This window comes from Methylobacterium sp. SD274 (genome assembly GCF_017355285.1).
Taxonomy (GTDB): domain Bacteria; phylum Pseudomonadota; class Alphaproteobacteria; order Rhizobiales; family Beijerinckiaceae; genus Methylobacterium.
Genome location: NZ_JADIJP010000033.1, coordinates 25,744 through 52,510, shown reverse-complemented (window position 1 = coordinate 52,510; position 26,767 = coordinate 25,744). Strand labels below are relative to the sequence as shown.

Annotated in this window: 19 protein-coding genes; 5 read left to right on the top strand and 14 right to left on the bottom strand. The window is 68.9% G+C overall.

The genetic code is table 11. The features are described 5' to 3' along the window. Positions 1 to 1,343 (bottom strand): MFS transporter (locus IPV08_RS21270; RefSeq protein WP_207413504.1); only part of this gene is annotated, 1,343 nt, incomplete at its 3' end. A gap of 247 nt (positions 1,344 to 1,590) precedes the next feature. Between IPV08_RS21270 and IPV08_RS21265 the strand changes: the two genes are divergently transcribed. Further along, the gene (locus IPV08_RS21265; protein ID WP_207413502.1) at positions 1,591 to 2,661 is read left to right on the top strand and encodes a nitronate monooxygenase family protein; all 1,071 of its coding nucleotides are present in this window, start codon (positions 1,591 to 1,593) and stop codon (positions 2,659 to 2,661) included. 31 nt (positions 2,662 to 2,692) lie between these two features. On the opposite strand, the gene IPV08_RS21260 is transcribed toward IPV08_RS21265, so the two are convergent. Next, positions 2,693 to 3,514, bottom strand: coding sequence for a transporter substrate-binding domain-containing protein (locus IPV08_RS21260; protein WP_311275491.1), 822 nt, complete (start codon positions 3,512 to 3,514; stop codon positions 2,693 to 2,695). A gap of 228 nt (positions 3,515 to 3,742) precedes the next feature. Here IPV08_RS21260 and IPV08_RS21255 point away from each other — a divergent pair, with 228 nt between their 5' ends. Beyond that, the gene (locus tag IPV08_RS21255; RefSeq protein WP_207413508.1) at positions 3,743 to 5,518 is read left to right on the top strand and encodes a glycosyltransferase family 2 protein; all 1,776 of its coding nucleotides are present in this window, start codon (positions 3,743 to 3,745) and stop codon (positions 5,516 to 5,518) included. 22 nt (positions 5,519 to 5,540) lie between these two features. On the opposite strand, the gene IPV08_RS21250 is transcribed toward IPV08_RS21255, so the two are convergent. The 12 genes from IPV08_RS21250 to IPV08_RS21195 form a co-directional block, all read right to left on the bottom strand. After that, complete coding sequence (locus tag IPV08_RS21250; RefSeq protein WP_056429330.1) at positions 5,541 to 6,119, bottom strand: SCO family protein; 579 nt, start codon at positions 6,117 to 6,119, stop codon at positions 5,541 to 5,543. A gap of 116 nt (positions 6,120 to 6,235) precedes the next feature. Beyond that, positions 6,236 to 7,351: a D-alanyl-D-alanine-carboxypeptidase/endopeptidase AmpH gene (ampH, locus tag IPV08_RS21245; RefSeq protein WP_207413500.1), complete on the bottom strand. Its 1,116-nt coding sequence runs from the start codon at positions 7,349 to 7,351 to the stop codon at positions 6,236 to 6,238. A 281-nt stretch (positions 7,352 to 7,632) separates the two neighbouring features. Next, the gene (cysG, locus tag IPV08_RS21240) at positions 7,633 to 9,126 is read right to left on the bottom strand and encodes a siroheme synthase CysG (protein WP_207413498.1); all 1,494 of its coding nucleotides are present in this window, start codon (positions 9,124 to 9,126) and stop codon (positions 7,633 to 7,635) included. Positions 9,127 to 9,141: 15 nt separating this feature from the next. Next, complete coding sequence (locus IPV08_RS21235) at positions 9,142 to 11,817, bottom strand: nitrate reductase (RefSeq protein WP_207413496.1); 2,676 nt, start codon at positions 11,815 to 11,817, stop codon at positions 9,142 to 9,144. 268 nt (positions 11,818 to 12,085) lie between these two features. Continuing rightward, complete coding sequence (locus tag IPV08_RS21230; protein WP_207413493.1) at positions 12,086 to 13,684, bottom strand: sulfite reductase subunit alpha; 1,599 nt, start codon at positions 13,682 to 13,684, stop codon at positions 12,086 to 12,088. Next, entirely contained in the window at positions 13,681 to 15,468 is a 1,788-nt protein-coding gene (locus IPV08_RS21225) for a NirA family protein (protein WP_207413492.1), read from the bottom strand. Before IPV08_RS21225 ends, IPV08_RS21230 begins: the two co-directional genes overlap by 4 nt. Positions 15,469 to 15,479: 11 nt before the next feature. Further along, positions 15,480 to 16,703 (bottom strand): FAD-dependent oxidoreductase, encoded by a 1,224-nt coding sequence (locus tag IPV08_RS21220; RefSeq protein ID WP_207413490.1) that lies wholly within the window; start codon positions 16,701 to 16,703, stop codon positions 15,480 to 15,482. 16 nt (positions 16,704 to 16,719) lie between these two features. Continuing rightward, positions 16,720 to 17,514 carry an ABC transporter ATP-binding protein gene (locus tag IPV08_RS21215; RefSeq protein ID WP_207413488.1) on the bottom strand — a complete coding sequence of 265 codons (795 nt, stop codon included), beginning with the start codon at positions 17,512 to 17,514 and terminating at the stop codon, positions 16,720 to 16,722. Between the two features lie 76 nt (positions 17,515 to 17,590). After that, a complete protein-coding gene (ntrB, locus tag IPV08_RS21210) occupies positions 17,591 to 18,457 on the bottom strand; it encodes a nitrate ABC transporter permease (protein WP_207413486.1) in 867 nt (288 codons plus the stop codon). Then, complete coding sequence (locus IPV08_RS21205; RefSeq protein ID WP_056427653.1) at positions 18,457 to 19,746, bottom strand: CmpA/NrtA family ABC transporter substrate-binding protein; 1,290 nt, start codon at positions 19,744 to 19,746, stop codon at positions 18,457 to 18,459. The genes ntrB and IPV08_RS21205 overlap by 1 nt, the downstream gene beginning before the upstream one ends. Positions 19,747 to 20,067: 321 nt before the next feature. Beyond that, positions 20,068 to 21,084, bottom strand: coding sequence for a CmpA/NrtA family ABC transporter substrate-binding protein (locus IPV08_RS21200; protein WP_207413484.1), 1,017 nt, complete (start codon positions 21,082 to 21,084; stop codon positions 20,068 to 20,070). Next, positions 21,081 to 21,668, bottom strand: coding sequence for an ANTAR domain-containing protein (locus IPV08_RS21195; RefSeq protein ID WP_018044090.1), 588 nt, complete (start codon positions 21,666 to 21,668; stop codon positions 21,081 to 21,083). Before IPV08_RS21195 ends, IPV08_RS21200 begins: the two co-directional genes overlap by 4 nt. Positions 21,669 to 21,903: 235 nt before the next feature. On the opposite strand from IPV08_RS21195, the gene IPV08_RS21190 reads away from it, so the two are divergent. From IPV08_RS21190 to tkt, 3 genes are all read left to right on the top strand, one after another. Further along, positions 21,904 to 22,563, top strand: coding sequence for a hypothetical protein (locus tag IPV08_RS21190; protein WP_207413482.1), 660 nt, complete (start codon positions 21,904 to 21,906; stop codon positions 22,561 to 22,563). Between the two features lie 160 nt (positions 22,564 to 22,723). Beyond that, on the top strand, positions 22,724 to 24,646 hold the full coding sequence (locus IPV08_RS21185) for a glycoside hydrolase family 15 protein (RefSeq protein ID WP_246748112.1): 1,923 nt from the start codon (positions 22,724 to 22,726) through the stop codon (positions 24,644 to 24,646). Between the two features lie 36 nt (positions 24,647 to 24,682). Next, complete coding sequence (gene tkt / locus IPV08_RS21180) at positions 24,683 to 26,758, top strand: transketolase (RefSeq protein WP_207413480.1); 2,076 nt, start codon at positions 24,683 to 24,685, stop codon at positions 26,756 to 26,758. Positions 26,759 to 26,767: the final 9 nt, after the last annotated feature.

Below are 26,767 nucleotides of genomic sequence, written 5' to 3'. Positions count from 1 at the left end.
CCGCCACCCCGGCGCTCCAGCGCCGGGGTGGCGGGTGGGACGAAGGCGAGGATCAGCACGATCGTCGCGAGCTCGAAGGCCGCGATCAGCCACAGGCCGGCGGAGGCCGAGCCGGTATGCTCGCGCAGGTAACCCATGAGGGCGGGGGCGCCGAAGCCTGCGAGGTTGGCCACCGAATTGATCAGGGCGATGCCGGCCGCGGCGGCCGAGCCCGCCAGGAACCGCCCGGGGATCTGCCAGAAGACGGGGATCGCGCTCATCGTACCGACGATCGCCACGGCGAGCGCCAGCATGGCCAGAACTGGGCTCCACGGGACCAGGAACCCGACGAGGGCGATGGCCAGCGCCCCGATCGTCGCCGGGATCCCGCAATGCAGGCGCGCCTCGCCGGTCCGGTCGGAATGGCGCCCGTTGAGGATCATCCCGATGCCACCGCACAGATAGGCCGCCGACATGATCCAGCCGACGGTGAGCGGATCGGTGAAGCCGGCATCGCGCACCACGCTCGGCCCGAAGAAGGTCAGGGCCGAGTTCGCCATGATGATGCAGAAGAAGATCGCGATGCACTGCCAGACCCGGGCATCCTTCAGGGAAGCGAGGATGCGGTGCTCGCGCGGACCCAGAGCCTCGGCATCGCGGGCGAGGTCCGCCTCGACCAGCGCCCGCTGTTCCGGTGTCAGCCATGTGGCCTTGGCGGGACGGTCGGTCAGGTAGAGGAGCGTCACGAACCCTGCGAGGATCGACGGGATGCCCTCCAGCAGGAACACCCATTGCCAGCCTGCCCAGCCGTTCACGCCGTCCATGCCGGTGAGGATCGCCCCGGCCAGCGGCCCGCCGATCACCCCGGCAATCGCCGAGGCCGACATGAACAGCCCGAACACCTTCGCCCGCCGCTCACTCGGGTACCAGTAGGTGAGGTACAGGATCACGCCCGGATAGAAGCCGGCCTCGAACACTCCGAGCAGGAAGCGCAGGACGTAGAAGAAGGCCGGTGTGGTGACGAACATCATCGCCACGCAGCAGGCGCCCCAGAGGAACGTGATCCGCGCGATGGTCTTGCGGGCACCGATATATTCCAGAAGCAGGTTGCTCGGCACCTCGCACAGGAAATACCCGATGAAGAAGATGCCCGCGCCGATGCCGTAGACCGTCTCGCTGAACTTGAGATCGGACAGCATCTGCAGCTTGGCGAAGCCGATATTGACGCGGTCGATCCAGGACAGGATCCAGAGCATCATCAGGAATGGCAGCAGGCGCCAGGTAATCCGGCGGTAGGCCGCGTCGAGCGACGGACGAGGTCCTGCCGATGACGCATCGGAAACTGGATATGACCGGCTCGCCATGGATCGCCTCAGGGTCCGTCACACCATCGGCGCCGATGCAAACCACGCCGAAACATTAGCAATAGTTGGACCATGTTCCCGCGCGATCCGACATCCGACCGGGCCGTGAAACTCGCCTGCGAGCGAGGTTATCCACGCCGGGCGAGGCTTTTCATCGCGTTCCTCACGGCTGCGGAGCCAACCGGAAACCTTCGCCTTCGATGGTGTAGACAGACGGTGATCGACGCCTTGCCAAGGAGACCATGCCATGTGGCCCGACAGACGCTTCCTCGATCTCGTCGGTCTGGATCATCCCATCGTCCAGGCCCCGATGGTCGGGCCTCGGGGCCAGCTCGCGGCCGCCGTCTCGACCGCCGGCGCCCTCGGGTCGCTGGCCTGCGCCGCCCTGAACGCCGAACAGGTGCGCAGCGAGGTCGCGGCGATCCGCCTGAACACGGATCGTCCGTTCAATCTGAATTTCTTCTGCCACGCTCCGGCCGCCGCCGATCCGGCCCGCGAGGCCGCCTGGCTGCAGCGCGTGACACCCTATTATCGCGAGTTCGGTCTCGACCCGGCGGCACCCGTCGCCATGGCCAACCGTGCGCCCTTCGACGAGGCGATGTGCGCCGTCGTGGAGGATCTGCGCCCGGCGTTGGTCAGCTTCCATTTCGGGCTCCCCGAGGCCGCCCTCCTGCGCCGCGTCAGGGATGCGGGTTGCCTCGTCGTCTCCTCCGCCACCACGGTGCGTGAGGCGCGATGGCTCGAAGAGCGCGGCGTGGACGCGATCATCGCCCAAGGGGCCGATGCCGGGGGCCATCGCGGCATGTTCCTCACCGATGCGGTGGAGTCGCAGGTCGGCACCTTCTCTCTGGTGCCGCAGGTGGTGGACGCGGTGCGCGTCCCGGTCATCGCGGCGGGCGGCATCGCCGATGCGCGCGGGATCGCCGCGGCGCTCATGCTCGGCGCGTCCGCTGTCCAGATCGGCACGGCCTACCTCCTCTGCCCGGAGGCCGGCATCTCCGCCGTTCATCTCGCCGCCCTGCGGGCCGCCCGCGACGAGGATACGGCGCTCACCAACGTGTTCACGGGCCGTCCCGCCCGGGGGCTCGTCAACCGTGCTTTGGCGGAGCTCGGCCCGGTGAGCGCCGACGCTCCGGCCTTTCCCTCCGCCGCCGTGGCGCTCCAGCCCCTGCGCCAGCGCGCGGAGGCGGGAGGCTCGGGCGATTTCTCGCCGCTCTGGTCCGGTCAGGCGGCGTCCCTGGCACGGGAAACGGGGGCTGCGGACCTAACTACGAGGCTGGCGGATGACGCGAGCAGGATGCTGAGGATTCGCGGATAGGCCCACCTTCCGATGGGGACGGGCTGGCGATTCAGAACGGACTGACGGGGAAGAACCGCAGGTACAGCTCTGCGTATTTCCCCTCGTCCCAGAGCCGTTGCAGGGCTTCGTCGAGGGCGCGGGAGAGGGCCGTATCCTCTCGGCGGGTGACGAGGCCGATGCCTTCGCCGAAATAGTGGTTTTCGAGATAGTCGCCGCCCACCAGCGCGCAGCAATTCGAGGAATCGATGCCGCCGATCCACAAGGCGAGGTTGAGCCCGTCGGCGAAGACGTAATCCACGTCGCCGCGCCGCAGCGCGCCTTCGGCGGTGGCGAGGTCGGTGAACTCCCGCGCCTCCGCCTGGGGAAAGAACGCCTTGAGATAGGCCGCATGCGCGCTCGCCGCGACGATTCCGACGGACTTGCCCGCCAGGGCCTTGGCCGATGGGGCGGGAAGGCCCTTGTCGGTGCGGGCGGCGAAGCGCGCCGGCCAGCGAAAATACGGACGGGTCGCGAGGAACCGGCTGCGCAGGGTCGGCGTCAGCGGGATGGCGGCGGCGACCACGTCGCCCTGCCGGTCGGCCAGCCCGTCGAGCAGCGTATCGAACCGGCGCGCCTGGATGGTGCAGCTGAGCGTCAAGCGTTCGCAGACCGCCCGGACGAGTTCCACCACGAAGCCGGTCGGCGCGCCGTCAGGGCCGGCGAAATGCAGGGGCGGGAACTCGTCGTCGGTGAGGAAGCGGATGGCGCGCGCCGTCTGCGGCGCCTCGATCCGTTCGAGCCGGCTGCGCGGATTCCAGAAATTCGGGATCGTCACGCCCGGCGAGGTGGCTTCCTGCGCCGACGCCGGCGAAACGGCGAGGAGCGCCGTCACCAGCAAAGCGGCGGCGGACCGCCTGCCTCGGGTTGACGGCCTGGTTGTATCTGTGTCGCACTGGTTGTGCGCGGGAATCGTCTGGCTCACGGCTCTCCCCCTATCACGTTCCCGGGCCTCGGGGAGCCGGTTCCGGTGTCGAGCGTCGGTTTCAGGAACCTGCGCGGCAAAACGGTGGCACTGCCTCCGGAGATCGCGTTTCTCCTCAGCCACGCCGCGTCCCCGCTGATGCTGGCGAAAGCCGCGGCCCTGGCCCGGGCGAGCGGCACCGATGCCGCCACCACCCTGATCCAGGCCGGGTTGATGGAAGAGGAGCGCTTCTACCGCGCCCTCGCGCTCACCCTCGGGGCGCGGTTCCTCGGCGGGACCCTGCCCCTCGGCGCCGGAGCGCGGTTTCCCGACAGTCTGATCGCGGGCGTCGCCCCCCTCGCACCGGGAATGGGGGCCGCGTTCGTCTATGCCCCTCGGGGGCGCGCGATCGCCGAATTGCTGCAGGGGCGCAGCCCGACGGGTCTGATGCCGGCGATCACCACGCCGACCGCCTTGCGCCACGCGATCTTCGCCCAACGCGCGGCGGGAATCGCCGCCCATGCCTCGGACGACCTTCTCAGGAGGAGGCCGGACTGGGCCTACAATGCCGCCCCCGTGGCGCCGCTCCTCGCTCTGGCCGGTCTCATCTTCGGGGCGCTCGTTCTCGCCATGGCCAGCCTGCCGGCACTCCTCGTCACGGCGGCCTGGGTCCTGGTGCAGGTCGGGTTCCTCGCCCTCCTCACCTTTCGCGTGGCCGCCATCGGACACACCGGCGAGGCTGCGCCGGAAGACCCGCCCGGACCAGGGCTGCCGGATGGCGACCTGCCGGTCTACACGGTCTTCGTGGCGCTCTACCGGGAGGCGGCGGTGGTGCCGCGCTTGCTGGAGGCGCTGACGCGCTTCGATTACCCGGTGGCGAAGCTCGACATCAAGCTCCTCACCGAGGCCGACGATGCCGCCACGGCGGGGGCGCTCGCCTGCCTCGCCCTGCCGGCACATGTGGAGGTCGTCGTCGTGCCGCCGGGGCTGCCGAAGACCAAGCCGCGCGCCCTCAACGCCGCCCTGCCCCTGGCAAGGGGAAGCTGCCTCGTGGTCTACGACGCGGAAGACGTGCCCGATCCGGGCCAGTTACGGGCGGCGGCCGGGGCCTTCGCCCGCGCCTCCCCGCGCACCGCCTGCCTGCAGGGCCGCCTCGTCATCGACAATGCCCGCGATTCCTGGCTCACCCGGTGCTTCGCCCTCGAATACACGGCCCTGTTCGACGTGCTCGGCCCGGCACTGGCGGCGTGGCGGCTGCCGACGCCGCTCGGCGGCACCTCCACCCATTTCCGGACCCACATCCTTCGCGCCGTCCATGGCTGGGATGCCTGGAACGTCACCGAGGATGCCGATCTCGGTCTGCGGCTGGCGCGGGCCGGCTACGATGTGGGTGATCTGCCGAGCAGCACGATCGAGGAGGCGCCGGCCCGCTACAAGGCCTGGCTCAACCAGCGCACCCGCTGGATGAAGGGCTTCCTCCAGACCAGCCTCACCCATGGCCGCACCCCCATGGCGACATTCCGCGAACTCGGCCCGCTGGCGAGCCTCTGCGCGCTGGCCCTCATCCCCGGTACGGTGGTCTCGGCCCTGGCCTACCCGTTCCTGATGCTGCCGGCCGTGGTCTCCCTGTGGCCGGGCCGGATCGAGGCGGGGAGCGACTTCTGGGCGAATCTGCCCACCGGCACGGCGATCACGGTCCTCGTCTCCGGCTTCGTGGCGATGCTGCTGCCCGCCTATATCGGCTGCCGGCGACGGGGCTGGCACGATCTCGTCCCCTTCGTGCCCCTGCTGCCGGCCTATTTCCTGCTCGTCAGCCTCGCCGCCTGGCGCGGGGTGATCGAGCTGATCCTCGCACCCGACCGCTGGAACAAGACTGAGCACGGCCTGTCCCGCACCTCGCGCAGCGGGGCGCTGACACCGCACCCACCGCGATGACGGGGCACGGCACCATGACGCGTTACAGCGCCTTGGCGAGTTCCGCCGCCGTCTGGTCGGCGGGTTTCGTCAGGTTGAGGGCGTTCACGAAGCGGTTCCGGCCATCCATGATGTAGACCAAAGCCGTGTGCTCCATCGTGTAGTCGTCCCCCTTGGTCGGCACCTTGCGGACATAGGCGCGGTAGGCCTTCACGGCCGCGTTGACCTCCTCCTGCGAGCCGGTGAGGCCGACGATGCGGGGATCGAAACTGGCGAGGTAGGTCTTCAGGGCCTCGGGCGTGTCGCGCTCGGGATCGACCGCGATGAACAGCGCCTTCGTGTCCTTGCCCTTGGGCCCGAGCGCCTGGAGCACGTCGCCGATCTGCTGCAGCGTCGTCGGGCAGACATCGGGGCAATGCGTGAATCCGAAGAAGACGAGATGGGTCGCCCCGGCGAAATCCCGCTCGGTGACGCGCCGTCCGTCCTGGTCGGTGAGGGTGAAGGGGCCGCCGACGCTGCTGGTCGCCACCTGCCCCGCCTTCGGCACGAGCATCACGGTGGCCGCGACGCCGAGCGCCACGAGGCCGAGGGCGAAGAGGATGAGGGGAAGGGCGCGACGCATGGGGAGCCTTCAAGCCGGTTCCTGGGGAGACGCTGCGGCAAGAGCATGGGCCGGGGATGCGGGCAACCGTCAATGTGTCGCCGGTGGGCTCCGTGGACCCGGCTTCTCCACCCCGGTCAGCGGGTCGCGAGGGCGGCGATCAGCTTGTGGGCGGTGCTGGTCAAGGTGGCGAAGGCCGCGAAATCGATGCTGTTGATGACGACGAAAACCCCGACATCGCGCCCCGGCGCGAAGGCGAGGTAGCTCATGAAGCCGGCGCCTCCCCCGCTCTTGGCCAGCATCGCCGGTTCGTTCCCCTTGGCCGCCAGGGCCACCCAGCCGAGGGCGAGGCCCGCCATGGGCGACGCTTCGTCGAAGCCGATCGCCGCCGGCATCGATTGGCGCTGGCGGTAGACCGCGTGGCTCAGGGCGAGCGCGCCGCTCGTGGCGGTGACGTTGTGCCGGAGCCAGCGGGCCATGTCGTTGCCGGTGCTGTAGAGGCCGCCGCTTCCCCCCGTCGCCTGGGTATCCACACAGGTGGCCGGGCCGCCGAGGCCCGAACCGATCATCAGCCGGGCGCATTGCTCCGGTGTTGGCGAGAGAACCGTATCCGACATTCCGAGGGGCGCGGTGACGTGGCCGCGCAGCACGTTCGCATAGGACGCGCCGCCTGCCGTCCCGACCGCATCGGCCAGGAGGTCGAACCCCACATTCGAATAGGACGTGACGGTGCCGGGGGCCCAAGGCAGCGTGTAGGCGCCGAGCCAGGACCAGCGGTCGTCGCGGGTCGGCCAGGCGCGAGGGTTCGTGCCTTCGGGAGCGTGTCCCATCTCGCGCGGTAGGGCGCCCGAATATGTCGCGAGGTCGAGGAGGGTGATGGGGCGCCCTTCGAAGGCCGGAACCTTCATCTGCGGCGCGAAGCTCTGCAGCGGATCGGCGAGGGAGAGCTTCCTCTCCGTGGCGAGAGAGGCCAGCACCTCCGTGGTGAAGACCTTGGTGATGGAGTTGAGCCGTACGAGACTCGTTCCATCGGGCGTGATCCCATTGCCCTTCTCGGTCTCGCCGTAGCCGCGGATGAAGGTCCCGTCCCCGCGCACGACCACCAGGATCATGCCGGGCGCCCCGGATTCGAGGAACAGGACGTCACCGGTCAAGTCCGTCGCCGCCGCGATCACCGAATCGTCGGCGCTCGCTGCATGTGTCGTCGTCGCGAGCGACAGGGCGAGGGCGAGGGCAACGAATCGCTTGTTCACGGCGTGGCTCCGATTCTGGTCGGAACTCTACACGCATCGCACGTGGTGCAAGCCTATCGGGCGTGGGGGGCCACCGCGTCGATTCACAGATGTTTGGTCGTGACACCGTTCCCAGGGGCGTTCGCGCATCCGGGAGCCTTTGTTTCAGCCCTCGCCGCCCTTGCCACGGTCGCTGGCCAGGGAGGCGCTCTCGCGCCGGAGCGGGGCACCGACGGGGCAGACTTCAGCATCCTCCCGGTGAAATGGAAGCCGCGCCTTGTCCAATGAACGCCGCGCGACGGTCAGATCGCCAGCTTGTCCGGCTCTGGCGTTGCCGCGACCGCTTCAAGCCTGTGCAGGCGTAAAGCCTCGCCCACCATCAGCAGGGCCGGCCCATCGAAGCCCGATGCCTCCACCCGGTCCGCCAAGTCGGCGGCTGTACCCGACACGACGGCTTGGTTGGGCCGGGTGGCGTTGAAGACGAGGAGGGCGGGGGTGGCCGGGGCCAGACCCTCGGCGACGGCGCGTTCGAGAAGCTCGCGCAGGGTCTTCTTCGGCATGTAGACCACGGTGGTCACGCTCGGATCGGCGAGCGCCCCCCAGTTCAGGTCCGCCGGCAGGGCACCGCGCCGGTCGTGGCCGGTGACGAATTGCAGGCGTCGCGCCGAGTCGCGGTTGGTCAACGAGACGCCCAGCGATGCGGCCGCCCCCTGTGCCGCCGAGATGCCCGGCACCACGCTCACGGGGATTCCCGCCTGATGGCAGGCGTCGATCTCCTCGCCGGCCCGGCCGAAGACGAGGGGGTCGCCGGATTTCAGGCGCACCACCTGCTTGCCGGATTTGGCGAGCTGCACCATCAGCGCGTTGATGTCGTCCTGGCGGCAGGAGGGGCCGTGCCCGGTCTTGCCGACCAGCATGGTGCGCGCTTCGCGGCGGGCATAATCGAGGATCTCGGGCGCCACGAGATCGTCGTAGAGGATCACGTCGGCGTTGCGGAGCGCCCGCAGGGCCTTCAGCGTCAGGAGCTCGGCATCGCCCGGCCCCGAGCCGACGAGTGTCACCGCCCCACCCTTCGGTGCGGCGTCCGTCTGGCCGAGAAGCTCGGCGAGGTCCGCCTCGGTTGGGGCGCGATCCGGCTCGGCGAAGGCGCGATCCGTGAATCGCTCCCAGAAGGCGCGGCGGTCGGAGAAGGCGTGGAAACGGCTCGTGACCTCCTCGCGCCAGTCGCGGGCGGCACCGATCCAGGCCTTGAACCCGCGCGGCAGCATGCCCTCGATCCGGGCACGCACCGTCTGCCCGAAGACCGGAGCCGCGCCCTCCGTCGAGATGCCCACCACCATGGGCGAGCGGTTGACGATGGCGCCGAACTTCACGTCGCAGAGATGCGGCCGGTCGACGGCGTTGACGATGGCGCCGGTCGCCCGCGCCGCGGCCACGAAGGCAACGCAATCGGCCTCGTCCTCCATGGCGCCGATGCAGAAGGCGGCGCCCTGGAGGTCGGAGGGCTGCCACTGGCGCTCGTGCAGGGTGACGCTGCCGGCGACGATCTCGCCCGGCACTGCGCGCAACTCGTCGCTGGGTTCGGGCGCGTAGACGTCGACATCGGCCCCGGCGGCGGCGAGCAGCTTCACCTTCCACGGCGCGCCGCCATTGGACCCGGCCAGCACCGCGCGCTTGCCCTGCAGCGGCACGAAGACCGGCAGGACCGCCAGCGGTTCGAGACCGGCATGTCCGGCGCCCTCACGGGCGGCGATTCCGGCGGGTCGGGTTTCCCGGGGCTGGCGGGGCGTGCTCATCCGATGAAAATGAGCTTATGCGGCGTCGCGCGCAAGCGCCTGCGGCAGCAGCTTGCGGATCTCTGGGATGCATGAGCCGCAATTCGTGCCCGCCTTGCAGGCGGCACCCACCGCCTCGACGCTGTGGGCGCCGGCCGCGATGGTGGCGGTGATGACATCGAGGCCGATACCGTGGCAGGCGCAGACGGTTGGCCCGGCCGACGCCGTCTCGGCCCGGCCTGAGAGCAACGCGCGTCGGGCGGAGGGTTCGAGATCGGGCGCGGCGAAATACGTCTTCTCCGATTCCCAGCCCGGCTTCGCGTCGCCGGGTGTCAGGGCCAGACAGGCGACGAGACGCTCCCCGTCATAGGCGGCGAAACGGTAGCGGCCACGGGCGTGGTCGGCATATTCGGCGATCTCGAGGCCCTGGAACATCCCCCTCAGCATCAGCGCGACTTCGCGCGAGCTCTCCTGGGTGGCGAAGTGCAGCCCGGATCCGCCCTGGATCGTGGCACGCGCCCACCACCAACCGGCGGGAAGCGACCGCTGCTCGCGGGTCAGCAGGAAGCCGCGGCTGCGATAGACGGCCGGCGCGATGGCGGACGGCGTCGCCTTCAACTCGGGCTGCCCGGAGACCGGATCGGGGATGCCGCGCGCGAGGGCGCCGACCCGCCCCTCCGACGCGGTGGCCCCGCTCCAGTGGAAGGCCGCGAAGAGGTCGCCCCGGCGCATACCCTCCCCCACCATCACCTCCAGTACCGCCGCGCCATGCGCGGTGGAGACCGTGGCGAGGCCGCCATGGGTCACGCCCATCGCGGTTGCGTCATCGGGGTGGATCTCGACGAAGGGCACGTCGCGATGAGCCGAGAGGCGCTGGCTCTTCCCGGTGCGCGTCATCGTGTGCCAGTGATCGCGGACCCGTCCGGTATTGAGCACGAAGGGGAAGTCCGCGCTCACGGCCTGGGCCAGCGCCGGGGGCTGCACGGCGACGAAACGGGCGCGCTTGTCGAAGGTGAAGAACTGCCCGTCGGCGAAGAGCCTCTGCCGGCCCTGCTTTCCCCCACGCTTCGTCAGGGGCCATTGCACGGGCGCCGCCCCGGCATAGGCGGTATCGGAGATGTCGCTCACCGCGCCGATGTCGAAGTCGCGGCTGCCGTTATTCTCGAAGGTCGAGAGCGAGGCATGTTCGCGGAAGATCGCGGCGGCGTTCGGATAGGCGAAGGCTTCGCCGTGGCCGAGGCGCTTGGCGACGTCGCTGATGATCGCCCAATCCGCCCGCGCCTCGCCGGGAGCCTTCAGGAAGCTGCGCTGGCGCGAGATGCGCCGCTCGGAATTGGTGACGGTGCCGTCCTTCTCGCCCCAGGCCTGGGCCGGCAGCAGCACGGTCTTCCGGCCCGTCGCCATGGCGGTGTCGCTGTCGGACACGGCCTCGGAGACGACGTAGAGATCGAGCCCCTTGATCGCGTCGCGGATCGCGTCGGCACGGGGCATCGACACGACGGGGTTGGTGCCCATCACCCAGAGGGCCTTGATCTTGCCGCGCTCCACCGCCTCGAACAGGGCGACGGCCTTCATGCCCTCGCCGGTGATGATGTTGGGAGCCGACCAGAACCGGCGGACCCGGTCCACTTCCTCGGGCGCGAAATGCATGTGGGCGGCGAGCATGTTGGCGAGCCCGCCGACCTCGCGGCCACCCATGGCGTTGGGCTGGCCGGTGAGGGAGAGCGGCCCCGCGCCGGGCTGGCCGATGCGGCCGGTGGCGAGGTGGCAATTGATGATGGCATTGCCCTTGTCGGTCCCCTGAGCCGACTGGTTGACCCCTTGCGAGAAGCCGGTGACGACGCGCTTCGTGCGCGCGAACAGGGTGAAGAATTGCCCGACATCGGCCTCCGACAACCCGGTTGCGGCGGCCGTCGCGGCGATGTCCGGGGCGATCGAACGGGCGCGCTCCAGGGCCCCGTCGAGGCCGGTCGTGTGGTCGAGGACGAAGCGGTAGTCGAAAGCACCTGCGCTCGCGAGATGGACCAGGAGGCCTGAGAACAGGGCGGTGTCGGTGCCCGGCTTGAGACCGAGGAAGAGGTCTGCCTCCTCCCCCGTCTGGGTCCGGCGCGGGTCGATCACCACGAGCTTGGTGCCGCGCTTGGCGCGCGCATCGACCATGCGGCGGAACAGGATCGGATGGCACCAGGCGGTGTTGGAGCCGACCAGCACGATGAGATCGGCCTCGTCGAGATCCTCGTAGCAGCCCGGCACCGTGTCCGAACCGAAGGCGCGGCGGTGGGCCGCCACCGCGCTCGACATGCAAAGGCGCGAGTTGGTGTCCACATGCGGCGTGCCGAGGAAGCCCTTCGCGAGCTTGTTGGCGACGTAGTAATCCTCGGTGAGGAGCTGGCCGGACAGGTAGAAGGCGATCGAATCCGGGCCGTGCTGCTCGGCGACTTTCCGTAGCCCGCCGGCCACGGTGCCGAGGGCCGATTCCCAGCTCGACCGTACCCCATCGACGAAGGGATGCAGCAGGCGGTTGTCGAGGGACAGGGTCTCGCCGAGGGCGGAGCCCTTGGAGCAGAGGCGGCCGAAATTGGCCGGGTGCTCGGTATCGCCGGCAATCCCCGCGCCGCCCTGCCCGTCCGGCGTGGCGATCACGCCGCAGCCGACGCCGCAATACGGGCAGGTGGTCTTCACGGCGGCGGGTGCCTGGACGTGCGCGTTCATGGCGAAATCCTCGGCGGGTTCCAGAGTTCGAAGGGCAGCAAAAGTCGGGCCGGCTGTGCGCATCTCCCTCCCCCCTCTGCGGGGGAGGGTGGCCCGCTAATGCGGGTCGGGAGAGGGGAGCACTGCCCCATTCGGAGAGGTCGCGCTGCCCCTCTCCCGTCTGCTTCGCAGGCACCCTCCCCCACCCCAAGTCGCGCCTGCCCGACTTGGGCAGTCAAAGGCAGAACTCGGGCAAGTCCGAGGTCTGTGGGGGATGGTTCGGCGTGTGCTAATACACGTCGGCCTGATACCGCCCGGTCTTCTTGAGATGGGCGAGGTAGGCCACGGCCTCGTCGGGATTCTTGCCGCCGAACTGACCGGCGACGTCGATGATCGCCCGCTCCACATCCTTGGCCATGCGCTTGGCATCGCCGCAGACATAGAAATGAGCGCCGCCTTCGAGCCATTTCCACAGGTCAGCGCCGTTCTCGCGCATGCGGTCCTGCACATAGGTCTTCTCGGTGCCGTCCCGCGACCAGGCGAGGGACAGGCGGGTGAGGACCTTGCCGTCCTTCAGCGCGTTCAGCTCGTCCTTGTAGAAGAAGTCGCTGGCCTGGCGCTGATGGCCATAGAACAGCCAGTTGCGTCCCGGCGCCTGGGTCGCGGCGCGCTCGCGCAGGAAGGCGCGGAACGGCGCGATGCCTGTGCCCGGCCCGCACATGATGACGTCCTTCGACAGATCCTCCGGCAGGGCGAAGCCGTGCGCCTTCTGCAGGTAGACCTTGACCGTCGTCTTCTCGGCAATGCGTTCGCCGAGATGGGTCGAGGCGACGCCCAGACGGAGCCGCGAGCGGTGGTTGTAGCGCACGGCGTCGACGGTGAGCGAAACCCGGCCCGGATCGGCCTTCGGCGAGGAGGAGATCGAGTAGAGCCGCGGCTGCAGCTCGTCGAGGGCTTCCAGGAACACCTCCGCGTCGGGCCGGGCACCGGGAAACTTGTGGAGCGCGCCGAGCACGTCGAGATAGGCGGCGTCGCCGTCCGGGTCCTCGCCCGCCGAGAGCGCCCGCGCCTTCTTGCGGGCCTCCCCCGACGTGAGGAGGGAGAGGAGCTGGTAGAGCCCGTCCGGGGCGGCGCCCAGGGAGTAATCCTTGATCAGCCGGTTCCGCAGGGTCTGGCCGCCGATCATGCGCTCGGGCCGGGTGCCGAGTTCGGCGATGATCGCATCCACCAGGGCCGGCGGGTTCGAGGGGAAGAGCCCGAGGGAATCGCCGACCACATACTCGATGGGCGTGCCCGTGAGATCGATCTCGACATGCCAGGTCTCCTTCTCGCCGCCCGGCTCGTTGAGGCGGGTGCGGGAGAGGAACACGGCCTCCACCGGGTTCTCGCGGCAATAGCCGAGCGGTCCGAGGGGCGCCTCCGCCTTGGCATCGCCCTCCCCCGCTTCGGCCGCCTTCGCGCCACCGCCCGCGCCGAATTCCTCATCCAGCTTCTTGAGCATGCGGAGGGTGTCCTTGCCCCCCGGCTGGCACAGGTTGAGGCGCTCTTCCTTCTTCAGGAACAGGGCGTTGGCATAATCGGCGCAATTATAGCCGCATTGGCCGCAATCCTGCTGCGCCATGGCGGCCATGAGCTTCTGCGCCTCCGGCCGCTCCTTGGCGAGCTCCATCCGGTCGGGCAGCGGCATCGACGGATCGTGCCAGGGCGCGTCGTCATTGTCGGCGAGCTTCGGCCCGCCACCCGTATCGCCGGGCGCGAGGGCCGTCGCGCCTTCCACGGCGGGGCCGAGCAGGGCGGCGAAATAGCCGGACAGCCAGGAACGCTGGTCCGGGTTGAACGGGGCGTTCTCGGGGATGAGAACGAGCGGGGGGATGACGTGCTCGCTCATGCTGCGGCCTTCAGGACGGGTTGATCTTCGGCGAGGCTGCGGAGGCTCTCCGGGCCGGTGCGTGCGGTGAAGGCCTGGAAGCTCTCGGCCTGGCTCTCGCGGCGGGCGAGGTAGCTGCGCAGCAGCGCCTCGATCCGGGACGGACAATCCTCCGCCTTCACCGCCTTCCAGATCTCGGTGCCGATCTTCGGACTGTCGCCGAAGCCGCCGCCGACGACGATGTCGTAGCCCTCGACGGTGTCGCCCTCCTCCGAGACGACGACCTTCGCGCCGATGAGGCCGATATCGCCGATGTAATGCTGGGCGCAGCTATGGTGGCAGCCGGTGACGTGCACGTTCACGGGCACGTCGAGTTCCGGCAGGTGGGCCTCCATGTAATCGGCGATGACGAGCGCGTGGCCCTTCGTGTCCGAGGCGGCAAACTTGCAGCCCTTGTTGCCGGTGCAGGCCACGAGGCCGGCGCGGATGCTGGAGGCTTCCGTGGTGAGGCCGAGCGCTGCCACGCGGGCCTGGACCTCGGCCACCTTGGCGTCGGGCACGCCGGAGAACAGGAAGTTCTGCCACACCGTCATGCGGATGGCGCCGTCGCCGCATTCCGACGAGATCTTTGCCAATTCCCGCATCTGGTCGGAGGTGATCTTGCCCACGGGCAGGATCACGCCGATCCAGTTCAGGCCCGGCTGGACCTGTTTGTGGACGCCCACATGGGAGAAGCGGTCCATGGGCCCGCGCGGGGCGAGATGGGCGGGGTCGACCCGGTCGAGCGTGTAGCCGAGCTCCTCCTCGACGGCGGCGAGGTACTTGTCGAAGCCCCAGGCATCGAGGACGTATTTCATCCGGCTCTTGTTGCGGTTGGTCCGGTCGCCGTTCTTGATGAAGACCCGCAGGATCGCGTCGGCGACCTTGTTGCAGGCCTCTGGCTTCAGCACCACGCCGGTATCGCGGGCGAGATCGCGGTGGCCGGAAATGCCACCGAGCACGAGGCGCATCCAGATTCCGGGCTCCACGGCCGCGCCGTCGAGAACCTTCACCGCCTGGAAGCCGATATCGTTGGTCTCTTCCAGCACCGGCATCACGCCGCCGCCGTCGAAGGCGACGTTGAACTTGCGCGGCAGGCCGTAGAGCGAACGGTCGTTGATGATCCAGTTGTGCCAGGATTTCGCCAGGGGCCGGGTGTCGAGGAGTTCCTGGGCGTCGATCCCGGCCACCGGCGAGCCGGTGACGTTGCGGATGTTGTCCGCGCCCGAGCCGCGCGCGGTGAGGCCGAGGTCGATCAGCCCGTCGAGGAAGGGCTGGCCGTACTCCGCCGTGATCTCGCGGACCTGGAGGTTGGCGCGGGTGGTGACATGGCTGTAGCCGCCGCCATGGGCATCGGCCAGATCCGCGATACCGGCAAACTGCCAATGCTGCAGGATGCCGTTGGGGATGCGCAGGCGGCACATGAAGTCGCCGCTGGCCGGGGCGAGCCAGAACAGGCCGTGATAGCGCCAGCGGAAATTGTCCTCCGGCTTCGGGGCCTTGCCGGTGGCGGCCTCGGCGATCAGGCGGTTATGGCCGTCGAACGGGTTCTCCGCCCGCTTCCACTTCTCCTGGTCGCAGAGCTTGCCGCCGGCCTTCACCGTGGCGTCCTGGGCCTTGATGTGGATCGCGTCCGGGCCGGTCGGCTCGGAGGGCGCGGCGGCACCCTGCCCGAGGGCGAGGCCGCCGGTGAGGCGCGCGGCGGCGATGCCCGAGGCGAAGCCTTCGAGGTAGCGCTTCTGCTCGGCGTTGAAATCGTCGGCCATGGAAGCCTCCATCATGCTGCCAGGGATTGGGAATCGGGGGCGTGGACGCGCCCGAACATCAGGTCGTCACGGTGGTCGGCGATGGGTTCGCCGGTGCGGATCAGCGTCTTGCACCAGCCCTGTTCGGCGATGTCGCCGACGAAGACGGCGCCGAGGAGCTTGCCGTCGCCGATGATCAGCTTGCGGTAGAGGCCGAGGCCGGGATCCGACATCACCACCGTCTCGGCATGTTCGGGCGCTTCGATCTCCCCGGCCGAGAAGACCGGCAGGCCCGAGACCTTGAGGCTGGTGGCCAGCGAGGTGCCGAGATAGGCGGCGTCCTCGCCGACGAGGTGGCGGCTCAGCACTTCGGCCTGGTCGTAGGCGGGCTCGACGAGGCCGTAGACCATGCCGCGATGCTCGGCACATTCTCCGAGAGCGAAGATGCGTGGATCGGAGCTCGTCATCCTGTCGTCGACCTTGATGCCGCGCCCGACTTCGAGCCCGGCGCCCTGGGCGAGGACGGCGTTGGGGCGTACCCCCACCGACATCACCACGAGGTCGGCCGGCAGCACCGTGCCGTCCGACAGGACGAGGCGCTCGACCCGGCCGTCGCCCTCCACATGGGCGGTATCGGCCTTGAGGAGGACGCGGATTCCGCGGGATTCCATGGCGCGCTTCACCAGGCCGGCGGCGTGGTGGTCGAGCTGGCGCTCCATCAGCCGGTCCATGACGTGGAGCAGGGTCGTGTCGACCCCGAGCCGCGCGAGGCCGACGGCGGCCTCCAGCCCGAGCAGGCCGCCGCCGATGACGATGGCCCGCGCGCCGGTGACCGCCGCTTTCCGGATGGCCGCCACATCGGCGAGATCGCGAAACGTGATGATGCCGGGCAGGTCCATGCCGGGCTTCGGCAGCCGGATCGGCAGCGAACCCACCGCGAGGACGAGCTTGTCGAAGGGCAGGACATGGGTCTCGCCGACGATGACGAGGGCGTTCTCCCGGTCGACCTGCGTCACCGGCGCGCCGGTGATGAGGCGGATGCCGTGCGCCTCGTACCAGTCGAGACCACGAAAGGCGCAGGCCGCTTCGTCGACCTCGCCGCCCAGCAGCGACGAGAGCAGCACGCGGTTATAGGCCGCCTGCGGCTCGGCACCCACGACGGTGACGTCGTAGCGACCGGGCGCGCGCTCGGTCAGCCGCTCCAGAAAGCGCAACGACGCCATGCCGTTGCCGATCACCACGAGACGCTCCTTCATGACCTGCGTCCGATCCTCACGCCGCCATGGCGGGCTTGGCGTGGCGGGCATAGAGGAACTCGAGCACGGCGGCGCGGGCATGGGTGTAGGTCGCGTCCTCCACCAGATCGAGGCGGCGGCGGGGACGCTCGAGATCGACCTTGAGGATCTCGCCGACGGTGGCCGAGGGGCCGTTGGTCATCATCACGATCCGGTCCGAGAGCAGCACCGCCTCGTCGACATCGTGGGTGATCATGATGACGGCGTTCTTGAGCCGCGCATGGATGTCCATGAGCGAGTCCTGGAGGTGGGCGCGGGTGAGCGCGTCCAGCGCCCCGAACGGCTCGTCGAGGAGGAGCACCTTCGGCTCCATGGCCAGCGCCCGGGCGATGCCGACGCGCTGCTTCATGCCGCCCGAGATCTCGTTGGGGCGGCGGTCTGCGGCATGGGTCATGTTCACGAGGGCGAGGTTGTGGTCGATCCATTCGGACCGCTCGGCCCGGGTCTTCTTGCCCTTCAGCACCTTCTCGACGGCCAAAGCCACGTTCTCGCGCACGGTCAGCCAGGGCAGCAGGGAATGGTTCTGGAACACCACGGCGCGGTCCGGGCCGGGGCTGTTCACCTCCTTCTCTTCCAGGAGGACGCCCCCGGTGGAGGCCTTGAGCAGCCCGGCCACGATGTTGAGCACCGTCGACTTGCCGCAGCCGGAATGGCCGATCAGCGAGACGAACTCGCCCTTGTCGATCTTCACGCTCACGTCGCGCAGCACCTCGTTGGTGCGCCCGGCGCGGGTGAAGCTGATGCCGACATTCTCGATGCTGAGATAGCTCATGGGTCTCGTGTCCCTCTGCGAGAGGCGGTCGGGGCACGGCGCGACGGGAAGACCCCGGCGCGCCGCGCGGAGGCGTTCAGGCGGTGGCGCCGCGGGTGACGAGGGTGCCGATGAAGGCCACGAACCGGTCGAGGAAGAACCCGATCACCCCGACATAGACGAGGGCGACGATGATCTCGGAGATGTGCGACGAGTTCCAGGCGTCCCAGATGAAGAAGCCGATGCCGACGCCGCCGATGAGCATCTCGGCCGCCACGATGGCGAGCCAGGACAGGCCGACGCCGATGCGAAGCCCCGTGAAGATGTAGGGAGCCGCCGAGGGCAGCATGATCTTCACGAAGAATTCGAGCGGGTTGAGGCGCAGCACCGCCGCCACGTTGCGGTAATCCTGCGGGATGTTGCGGATGCCCACCGCCGTGTTGATGATGATCGGCCAGATCGAGGTGATGAAGATCACGAAGATGGCCGAGGGCTGGCCGTCGCGGAACGCCGCGAGGGAGAGCGGCAGCCAGGCCAGCGGCGGGATCGTGCGCAGCACCTGGAAGATCGGGTCGAGGCCGCGCATGGCCCAGTCCGACTGGCCGATCAGGGTGCCGACCATGATGCCCACGACGGTGGCCAGGGCGAAGCCGAAGGCGACGCGCTGGATGCTGGCATAGATGTGCCAGAACAGGCCCTTGTCGGTGCCGCCATTGTCGTAGAACGGGTGGGCGATGATGTCCCACGCCTCGGTGACGACGCGCGAAGGCGGCGGCAGGCCGGCGGTGGGCCGCGAGCACAGCAGCTCCCAGATCACCAGGAAGGCGATCAGCACCACGATCGGCGGGATCAGGTTGACGGCGATCTGGCGGAACGTCGCCAGGGTCACGAAGGGCTTGCGCGGGGCCTTGGCCGCCGGCTTCGCGGCGGCCCCCGTCACGGCGATGGTGGAGGTGTTGGCCATCACGCGATCCTCTTGATGCCGAGGCTGGACAGGTAGGCGGCGGGATCGGCGGGATCGAAGACCTTCCCGTCGAAGAAGGTTTCCTTGCCGCGCGACGTGGAGCTCGGGATCGCGGTGACGCCCAGCGCCTTCGCGGCGTCGCGCCAGATATCCTCGCGGTTCACCTTGGCGATGAGCGCCTTGGTGTCCGTCTGCGCGTCGAACTTGCCCCAGCGGATGTCCTCGGTGAGGAACCAGAGGTCGTGGCTCTGGTAGGGGTAGGAGGCGTTGTCGGCGAAGAACTTCATGACGTAGGGGCTGTTCTCGACCACGCGGCCGTCGCCGTAATCGATGGTGCCCTTCATGCGGCCGGCGACATCGCCGACGGGGATGTTGATCCACTGGCGCTTGGCGACGATGGCGGCGAACTCATCCCGGTTCTCGGGCTTGTCGCACCACATCTGCGCTTCCAGCACGGCCATGGTCAGGGCCTTGGCGGCGATGGGGTTCTTCTCGACCCAGGAGGCGCGCATGGCGAACGCCTTCTCCGGGTGATCCTTCCACAATTCGCCGGTGGTCAGCGCGGTGTAGCCGAGGCCCTGCTGCACGAGCTGCGCGTTCCACGGCTCGCCCACGCAGAAGCAATCCATCGTGCCGACCTTCATGTTCGCCACCATCTGGGGCGGCGGCACGACGATGGTCTCGATGTCCTTGTCGGGGTCGATCCCGCCGGCGGCGAGCCAGTAGCGGATCCAGAGGTCGTGGGTGCCGCCGGGGAAGGTCATGGCCGCCTTCACCGACTTGCCGGCGGCTTTCTTCTTGTCGATCGCGGCCTTGAACACCTTGGAATCGAGCGCGACCTTGGCGTCCAGATACTCCTTGGCCACCGAGACGCACTGGCCGTTGGTGTTGAGCCGGGCCAGGATCTGCATCGGCACGGGGACGTTGTTCTGCGTCACGCGGCCGGCGCTGATGAGGTAGGGCATCGGCGTCAGGATGTGCGCACCGTCGATGCCGTTGCCCTCGGAGCCGAGCACGAGGTTGTCGCGGGTGGTGCCCCAGCTCGCCTGTTTCAGCACCTCGACGTCGGGCATGCCGTGCTTGGCGAAGAAGCCCTTTTCCTTGGCGACGAAGAGCGGGCCGGCATCGGTGAGCGCGATGAAGCCGAGCTTGGCGCCCTTCACCTCGGGGCCCGCCCCCTGCGCGAAGGCACCGCCGGGCAGCGCAGTGCGCGCCAGGGCTGCCAGCGACAAGGTCGCGGCGGCGCCCTTCAAGAGGCTGCGGCGGCTGTTCTGAAACCCGTCAGTCATGGAAAACTCGATCCCTCGAAGCTTAAGCAGTCGACCCGAAGACGAAAAAAAACCGCCGCCCAAACGCAACCGAAGGCAGCCGCGTAAGCGCGCCAACGGGTTACTTGGGTCAGCGGCTCTGCCGACATTCGTGCCCGTCGCCGTTGACGAGCGGGATAGGCACAGCAGGTTCCGTGCCAAACGCCGTTCAGCCTGTAACGGCTCTAAGGCCGAAGGCGGTTCGGAGGGCGCGAGGAGGCGTACGGCCCGGCTGGGATGGCGGGGCGTGCGTTGCACAATCGAGAGGCTTGTCGTGCCGCCAAAAGCGGCGTCCGGCCCCGATCAGCCGCTCAGAGCGGCATCGAACAGGTCCGGGCGGTAGATCGCGCGGGCTGCGGAGCGAAGCTCGTCGGAGGCGACAAGCTGTCCGGCGCGCTCTGCCTCACCGATGAACCAATCCGCATGGGCGGGGTCGGGCCGGTGCGCCCGCTCGCCGAACAGGCTGAAATGCGGGTCCCGCCGCCGGCGTCCGTCGGTATCGACCACCACGTCCCCCGTGAGCGCCCGTTCGAGAATCGGCGCCGGTACATTCAGGTAGCCATCGCGCGAAAGGAGGGAGGCGAGTTCGGCGCTGTTGCCGGGATCGGCGCACCAGCGCCCGGCGCGGTCGAGGGCCCGCACCAGGGGGGCGCAGCGCGACGCCTCGGATTCCGGCAGGGCCAGAACCTTTTCCGGGCAATCGGGCAGGAGTTCACTGCCGAGGACCGCGATGCGGCCATACCCCTCCGCCACGGCGACGCTGTTCCAGGGGCTGCCGACGCAGAACCCGTCGATCAGTTCGCGCCGCAGCGCCTCGGCGATCTGTGGAGGCGGGATCACGACGAGGCGCGTCTGCGTGTCGAGGTCGAGGCCGCCGCGCTCGGCGAAGATCCGGAGCTGGTAGGTGTGGCTGGAGAACGGATGCACCGTTCCCAGCGTCAACGGCCTCCCCTCCCGCTCCCGCCGCAGGGCGATGCGCGCGAAAGCGGCGGCCACGGTCTCCACCTCGTCGTCCGCAGCCCCCATCGCCTCCCACAGGGGGCGGGACACCGTGATCGCGTTGCCGTTGAGGTTGAGTGCCATGGGTACGCAAAGCCGGGTCTGCGGCCCGCTCAGCCCGAGCGCGCTGGCGATGGCGAGGGGCGCCAGCATATGCGCGCCGTCGAGATGGCCCACCGCCAGCTTGTCGCGCAGGGTCGCCCAGGAGGGCTCGCGCACGAGGTCGAGGGTGAGCCCCTCGGCCCGTGCGAAGCCGAGCTCCGCCGCCGCGATCAGGCTTGCGGCATCCACGAGGGGGACGTATCCGAGCGCGAGCCTCATCCGAACAGGTCCGCCGTGGTGACGATGGCGCGGGCGATGTCGGCGATCTTGCTCTTCTCGTTCATGGCCTTGCGCCGCATCAGCTTGTAGGCCTCCTCCTCGCTCAGGGAGCGGGCGGCCATGAGGATGCCCTTGGCGCGCTCCACGATCTTCCGGTCGGCGAGTTCGCCCCGCGCCTCCACCAGTTCCCGCTGCAGCCGGGCGAAGGCCTGGAACCGCAGGATGGCGATGTCGAGAATCGACCGGATGCGCTGGGGGTGCAGCCCGTCCACCACATAGGCCGAGATTCCGGCATCCACCGCCGCCTGCATCATCGGCGCGTCCGAGCGGTCGACGAACATCGCCACCGGCCGCTCCACATGGCGGGACAGGCCCGACATCTGTTCGAGGATGTCCCGGCTGGGGCTCTCCAGGTGGATCACCACCACGTCCGGGTTCAGGGCGGCCACCTGTGCCGGCAGGTCGGCGGTGTCGGGGATGATGACCACATCCGCGATTCCGGCGGCGCGCAGGCCCTCTTCGAGGATCGCGGCGCGGGCCCGGCTCGGATCGATCACGGCGACGGTGAAGGAAGGTTCTGTCATCGGAGCCCAATGGGGGGCGGGACGGCCGGTTCGTGCCGGCGGGAACGGGCAAGAGGCGTACCTAACACAGCGCGCGACCGCACGGATCTACCCGAAAATCGGCATCGCCGAAAAAGTCCGTGGCCAAATCGTCGGCTCAGGTACCTTTCGATACGTTCGGGAAAGGAAATGGCCCAGCTTCCGCCGCAAACGCGGGCGCTTATGGCGATGTCGAAGGTCGGGGTGAGGTGTTCGGATGGTGGAGTGCCGCATATCGCAGCCTGTCGAGAACGCCCTCGCCTCCGAGGCGGGGACCGGCATGGCGCTTCCCCTGCTGCCGACGATCGTCGTCGCGGTGATCGTCTCCGCCGCCTCCTTCCTCTGCCAGACGCCCTCCGCGCCCATTCCCGAGACGCCCGCCAGCACGCGGATCGTCGAGATGGAGAGCCGGACGGCGCAGGCGAGGCCGATCGAGACCGCCGATCTGGGCACGGCCTTCGTCCCGGCCGCTTTCGCTTTCCGTGATCAGTTTCCGCTGCGCGACCTCGTGACCACGACCGCCAGCATCGCGCCGCGTCGCGCGACATCCCGCACCGCCGCCGTAAAGCCGTCTCAACGCCGGCCCGATTCCGCGCGGTCCGAAATGGCGAAGACCGAAGCGACGAGACCGGACGCCAATCGGGTCCCGTCGGTCGTCGCCGCGAAGGCCGCCATCTCGCCCGAGCCGTTCCGGGTAGAGGCCGAGGCGGACGAGGAACTCATTCCGCATCTCGCCCTGCCCTTCGCGCCGGCCATCTCCGCGATCACCCGTGCCGGCAGCTTCGTCGGCACCCAGAGCGCGGCGGTGGGCGCCGAGGCCATGGCCCTCGGCAATGTCGTGACCGGGCTCGTCGACCGCCTGCCGTTGCGGCCCTGATCGCACCGCGCTGCGGGTCACGCGCGGTTTCGGGCCGGTCCGGCCTTTCTTTCAGAGCTTTGCCGCTGGATTCTCCCCCTGTCGGGGACTAGGTGAGCCTTCGTCGACGAGACGGGCGCGACGACCGCATTGCCGCGGGGGCCCGGCGGCAAGGATAGGCATGGCGGGACGGATCGAGGATTACGCGCTGGTCGGCGATGGCCGCACCGCTGCGCTCATCGGGCGCGACGGCAGCATCGACTGGCTCTGCTGGCCCCGTTTCGATTCCGCCGCCTGTTTCGCTTCCCTCCTCGGCACCGAGGAACACGGGTTCTGGAAACTGTCCCCGGTGGATGGCGAGGCCACGGTCACGCGCCGCTACCGCGAAGGCAGCCTCGTCCTCGAGACGCGCTATGTGACCTCCGCGGGCGAGGCCAGGGTGATCGACTACATGCCGGCCAATGACGGGTCGCACATGGTGCGCATCGTCGAAGGCCTCTCCGGCTCGATCGACATGCGCATGGTCCTGGCGGTGCGCTTCGATTACGGGCTCGCGGTGCCGTGGGTCTCCCATAACGAGCTCGGCGACCTGCGGGCGATTTCCGGCCCGCATAAGGTGGTCCTGCGCACCCGCGCGCCCCTCGACGGGGTCGGCCAGACCACCGTCTCGGACTTCACCGTGGCGAAGGGCGAGAGCCAGTCGTTCTGCCTCAGCTACGGCCTTTCGCACGAGGACGATCCGCCTCCGATCGAGCCGCGCAAGGTGCTGTTCCAGACCGACCGCTACTGGCGCGACTGGTCGAGCCGCTGCGCGTCCGGCACGCCCTGGGACGCGATCCTCAAGCGCTCGCTGCTGACGCTCAAGGCCCTGATCTACACGCCGACGGGCGGGATCGTGGCCGCGCCCACCACCTCCCTGCCCGAGGAGCTCGGCGGCGTACGCAACTGGGATTACCGGTTCTGCTGGCTGCGGGATTCGACCTTCACCCTCATCGCACTGATGGATGGCGGCTTTCTCGACGAGGCGCGGGCCTGGCGCGACTGGCTGATCCGCGCGGTGGCCGGCAATCCGGAACAGGCCCACATCCTCTACGGCATCGCCGGGGAGCGTCTCCTGCCCGAAATCGAGCTCGACTGGCTTCCCGGCTACGAGGGGTCGAAGCCGGTGCGGATCGGCAATGCCGCGGTCAACCAGTTCCAGCTCGACGTCTACGGCGAGATCTTCGACGCGCTCTACCAGGCCCGCCAGCGTGGCCTGCTCGGCGATGCCGATGGCTGGCGCGTGGGCCTCGCCCTGCTGGAGCATCTGGAGAAGGTCTGGAGCGAGCCCGACGAAGGCATCTGGGAGGTGCGCGGCGGGCGCCGTCACTTCGTCCATTCCAAGGTCATGGCCTGGGTCGCCTTCGACCGGGCCATCCGCTCCTTCGAGATGGGCGAGGGGCCGCCCGCCCCCGTGGATCGCTGGCGCGCGATCCGCGACCATATCCACGAGGAGGTCTGCGAGAAGGGGTTCGACAAGGAGCTGAACAGCTTCGTCCAGTATTACGGGGCCAAGACCCTCGATGCGAGCCTGCTCCTCATCGCCCATATGGGCTTCCTGCCCCAGGACGACCCGCGCGTCGTCGGCACGGTGGAGGCCATCGGCAAACACCTGATGCGCGATGGGTTCGTGCTGCGCTACGACACCGAGGATGACAATACCGATGGTCTGCCCGGCGGCGAGGGGGCTTTCCTGCCCTGCAGCTTCTGGTACGCCGACAATCTGATCGGTCTCGACCGCTGCCACGAGGCGCGGGAGTTGATCGAACGCCTCATTGGCGTTTGCAACGATGTCGGGCTCGTGGCCGAGGAATACGACGTGGGAGCCAAGCGCCTTGTCGGCAATTTCCCCCAGGCGTTCAGTCACGTCACGTTGGTGAACACGATTTTGAACTATAGCCGTGCCAGCGGGCCGGCGCGGGAGCGCAGCGAGAAATCTGCCCTCGCCCGGGCCACATCGCCGAACCGGGCGGGTTCTCCCAGCCAGCCGAACTCTCCCAGCCAGGCGAGCTCTCCCAGCCAGGGTGGCGCAAATCTAGAAGGCGCCGCGGCCCAGCACAGCTGATCGCCGCAGCCCCGTAAAGAGTAGGAAGACGAGACCATGAGCGGAGCCGAGACCAAGCCGAAGGGTGAACTGAGCGAGATCGACAAGCTCTCCATCGACACCCTGCGTACCCTGGCGATCGATGCGGTGCAGAAGGCGAGTTCCGGCCATGCCGGCGCGCCGATGGCCCTGGCGCCCGTCGCCTACACCCTGTGGAACCGCTACCTGCGCTACGACCCGGCGCATCCGCACTGGCCCAACCGCGACCGGTTCGTGCTCTCGGCGGGCCACGCCTCGATGCTGCTCTACGGGTTGCTGCACCTCGCCGGTGTCGCCCAGACCGATGGCGGCAACGAGCCGGCCATCACCATCGAGGACATCAAGAACTTCCGCCAGCTCGACAGCAAGACGCCGGGGCACCCGGAATACCATTTCACCACCGGCGTCGAGACCACGACCGGGCCGCTCGGCCAGGGTGTGGCGAATTCCGTCGGCATGGCGATGGGCGGCCGCTTCCTCGGTGAGACCCTGAACCGCCCCGACCTGCCGCTGTTCGACTTCAACGTCTACGCGATCTGCTCGGATGGCGACCTGATGGAGGGCGTGGCCGCCGAGGCCGCCTCCATCGCCGGGCATCTGCGCCTGTCGAACCTGTGCTGGATCTACGACAACAACACGATCACCATCGAGGGGCACACCGAGCTCGCCTTCTCTGAAGAGGTGGCGACCCGCTTCCTCAGCTATGGCTGGCAGGTCCTGCGGGTGGCCGACGCCAACGATGTCCATGCCATTTCCGCCGCCCTGGAGACCTTCCTCCAATCCAGCGACCGGCCGACGCTCATCGTCGTCAACTCGATCATCGGCTTCGGCGCGCCCAAGAAGCAGAACACCTCGAAGGCCCATTCCGACGCCCTGGGCGAAGAAGAGGTGAAGGGCGCCAAGCGGGCCTATGGCTGGCCCGAGGATTCCCAGTTCCTGGTGCCGGACGGCGTCATCGAGAACTTCCGTAGCGGCATCGGCCAGCGCGGCGCCGAGCTGTTCGTCACCTGGGAAGGCTTCATGGCCGAGGCCAAGGCCTCCGATCCGGCCCTGGCCGAAGAGATCGACGCCCTCCTCACGGGCCGCCTGCCAGAGGGCTGGGACAAGGACATCCCGGTCTTCCCGGCCGACGCCAAGGGCATGGCCACCCGCGAATCCTCCGGCAAGGTGCTCAACGCCATCGCCAAGAACGTGCCCCACCTGCTCGGCGGCTCGGCGGATCTGGCGCCCTCCAACAAGACCAAGCTCGAATTCGAGGGGGCCGGTACCCTGTCGCCCTTCGAGCCGGGTGGACGCAACATCCATTTCGGCGTCCGCGAACACGCCATGGGGTCGATCGTCAACGGCCTCGGCCTCGTCGGCCTGCGGGCCTACGGCGCGACCTTCCTGGTCTTCGCCGATTATATGCGCCCGCCGATCCGCCTCGCCTCGCTGATGGAGCTGCCGGTCTTCCACGTCTTCACGCACGATTCGATCGGCGTCGGCGAGGACGGCCCCACCCACCAGCCGGTGGAGCAGCTCCTGACGCTCCGCGCCATCCCCGGCCTCGTCACCCTGCGTCCGGCGGATGCCAACGAGGTGGCGGAAGCCTACCGGGTCATCATGGGGTTGAAGGATCAGCCGGCGGTGCTGGCCCTCAGCCGCCAGCCGCTGCCGACCTTCGACCGGACCAAGTACGGCAGCGCCGCCGGCGTCGCGAAGGGCGGCTACGTGCTGGCCGATTGCGACGGTACGCCGGAGGTCATCCTCATCGGCACGGGCAGCGAGGTGCAGCTCTGCGTCTCGGCCTACGAGGCGCTGACGGCGGAAGGCATCAAGGCCCGCGTGGTCTCGATGCCGTCCTGGGACCTGTTCGAGCGTCAGGACGAAGCCTACCGCAACGCGGTGCTGACGCCGGAGGTGCTCGCTCGCGTCGCCGTCGAGCAGGGCTCGGTGATCGGCTGGGACCGCTATGCGGGCTCCGCCGGCGCGATCATCGGCATGCATACGTTCGGGTCCTCGGCCCCGATCAAGGATCTGCAGACCAAGTTCGGCTTCACGCCGGAGAAGGTGCTGCAGGCCGCCCGCGACCAGATCGCGCGGCACAAGAAGTAGGTCTCGCGG

What these genes read in the sequence shown, in the direction of transcription:
- IPV08_RS21235 (WP_207413496.1), bottom strand. Translation starts at nt 11,817, where the DNA reads ATGAACGCGCACGTCCAGGCACCCGCCGCCGTGAAGACCACCTGCCCG.
- IPV08_RS21225 (WP_207413492.1), bottom strand. Translation starts at nt 15,468, where the DNA reads ATGGCCGACGATTTCAACGCCGAGCAGAAGCGCTACCTCGAAGGCTTC.
- IPV08_RS21200 (WP_207413484.1), bottom strand. Translation starts at nt 21,084, where the DNA reads ATGAGGCTCGCGCTCGGATACGTCCCCCTCGTGGATGCCGCAAGCCTG.
- IPV08_RS21195 (WP_018044090.1), bottom strand. Translation starts at nt 21,668, where the DNA reads ATGACAGAACCTTCCTTCACCGTCGCCGTGATCGATCCGAGCCGGGCC.
- ntrB (WP_207413486.1), bottom strand. Translation starts at nt 18,457, where the DNA reads ATGGCCAACACCTCCACCATCGCCGTGACGGGGGCCGCCGCGAAGCCG.
- IPV08_RS21265 (WP_207413502.1), top strand. Translation starts at nt 1,591, where the DNA reads ATGTGGCCCGACAGACGCTTCCTCGATCTCGTCGGTCTGGATCATCCC.
- cysG (WP_207413498.1), bottom strand. Translation starts at nt 9,126, where the DNA reads ATGAGCACGCCCCGCCAGCCCCGGGAAACCCGACCCGCCGGAATCGCC.
- IPV08_RS21230 (WP_207413493.1), bottom strand. Translation starts at nt 13,684, where the DNA reads ATGAGCGAGCACGTCATCCCCCCGCTCGTTCTCATCCCCGAGAACGCC.
- IPV08_RS21205 (WP_056427653.1), bottom strand. Translation starts at nt 19,746, where the DNA reads ATGACTGACGGGTTTCAGAACAGCCGCCGCAGCCTCTTGAAGGGCGCC.
- IPV08_RS21215 (WP_207413488.1), bottom strand. Translation starts at nt 17,514, where the DNA reads ATGAGCTATCTCAGCATCGAGAATGTCGGCATCAGCTTCACCCGCGCC.
- tkt (WP_207413480.1), top strand. Translation starts at nt 24,683, where the DNA reads ATGAGCGGAGCCGAGACCAAGCCGAAGGGTGAACTGAGCGAGATCGAC.
- IPV08_RS21185 (WP_246748112.1), top strand. Translation starts at nt 22,724, where the DNA reads ATGGCGGGACGGATCGAGGATTACGCGCTGGTCGGCGATGGCCGCACC.
- IPV08_RS21250 (WP_056429330.1), bottom strand. Translation starts at nt 6,119, where the DNA reads ATGCGTCGCGCCCTTCCCCTCATCCTCTTCGCCCTCGGCCTCGTGGCG.
- IPV08_RS21220 (WP_207413490.1), bottom strand. Translation starts at nt 16,703, where the DNA reads ATGAAGGAGCGTCTCGTGGTGATCGGCAACGGCATGGCGTCGTTGCGC.
- IPV08_RS21255 (WP_207413508.1), top strand. Translation starts at nt 3,743, where the DNA reads ATGCTGGCGAAAGCCGCGGCCCTGGCCCGGGCGAGCGGCACCGATGCC.
- IPV08_RS21190 (WP_207413482.1), top strand. Translation starts at nt 21,904, where the DNA reads ATGGTGGAGTGCCGCATATCGCAGCCTGTCGAGAACGCCCTCGCCTCC.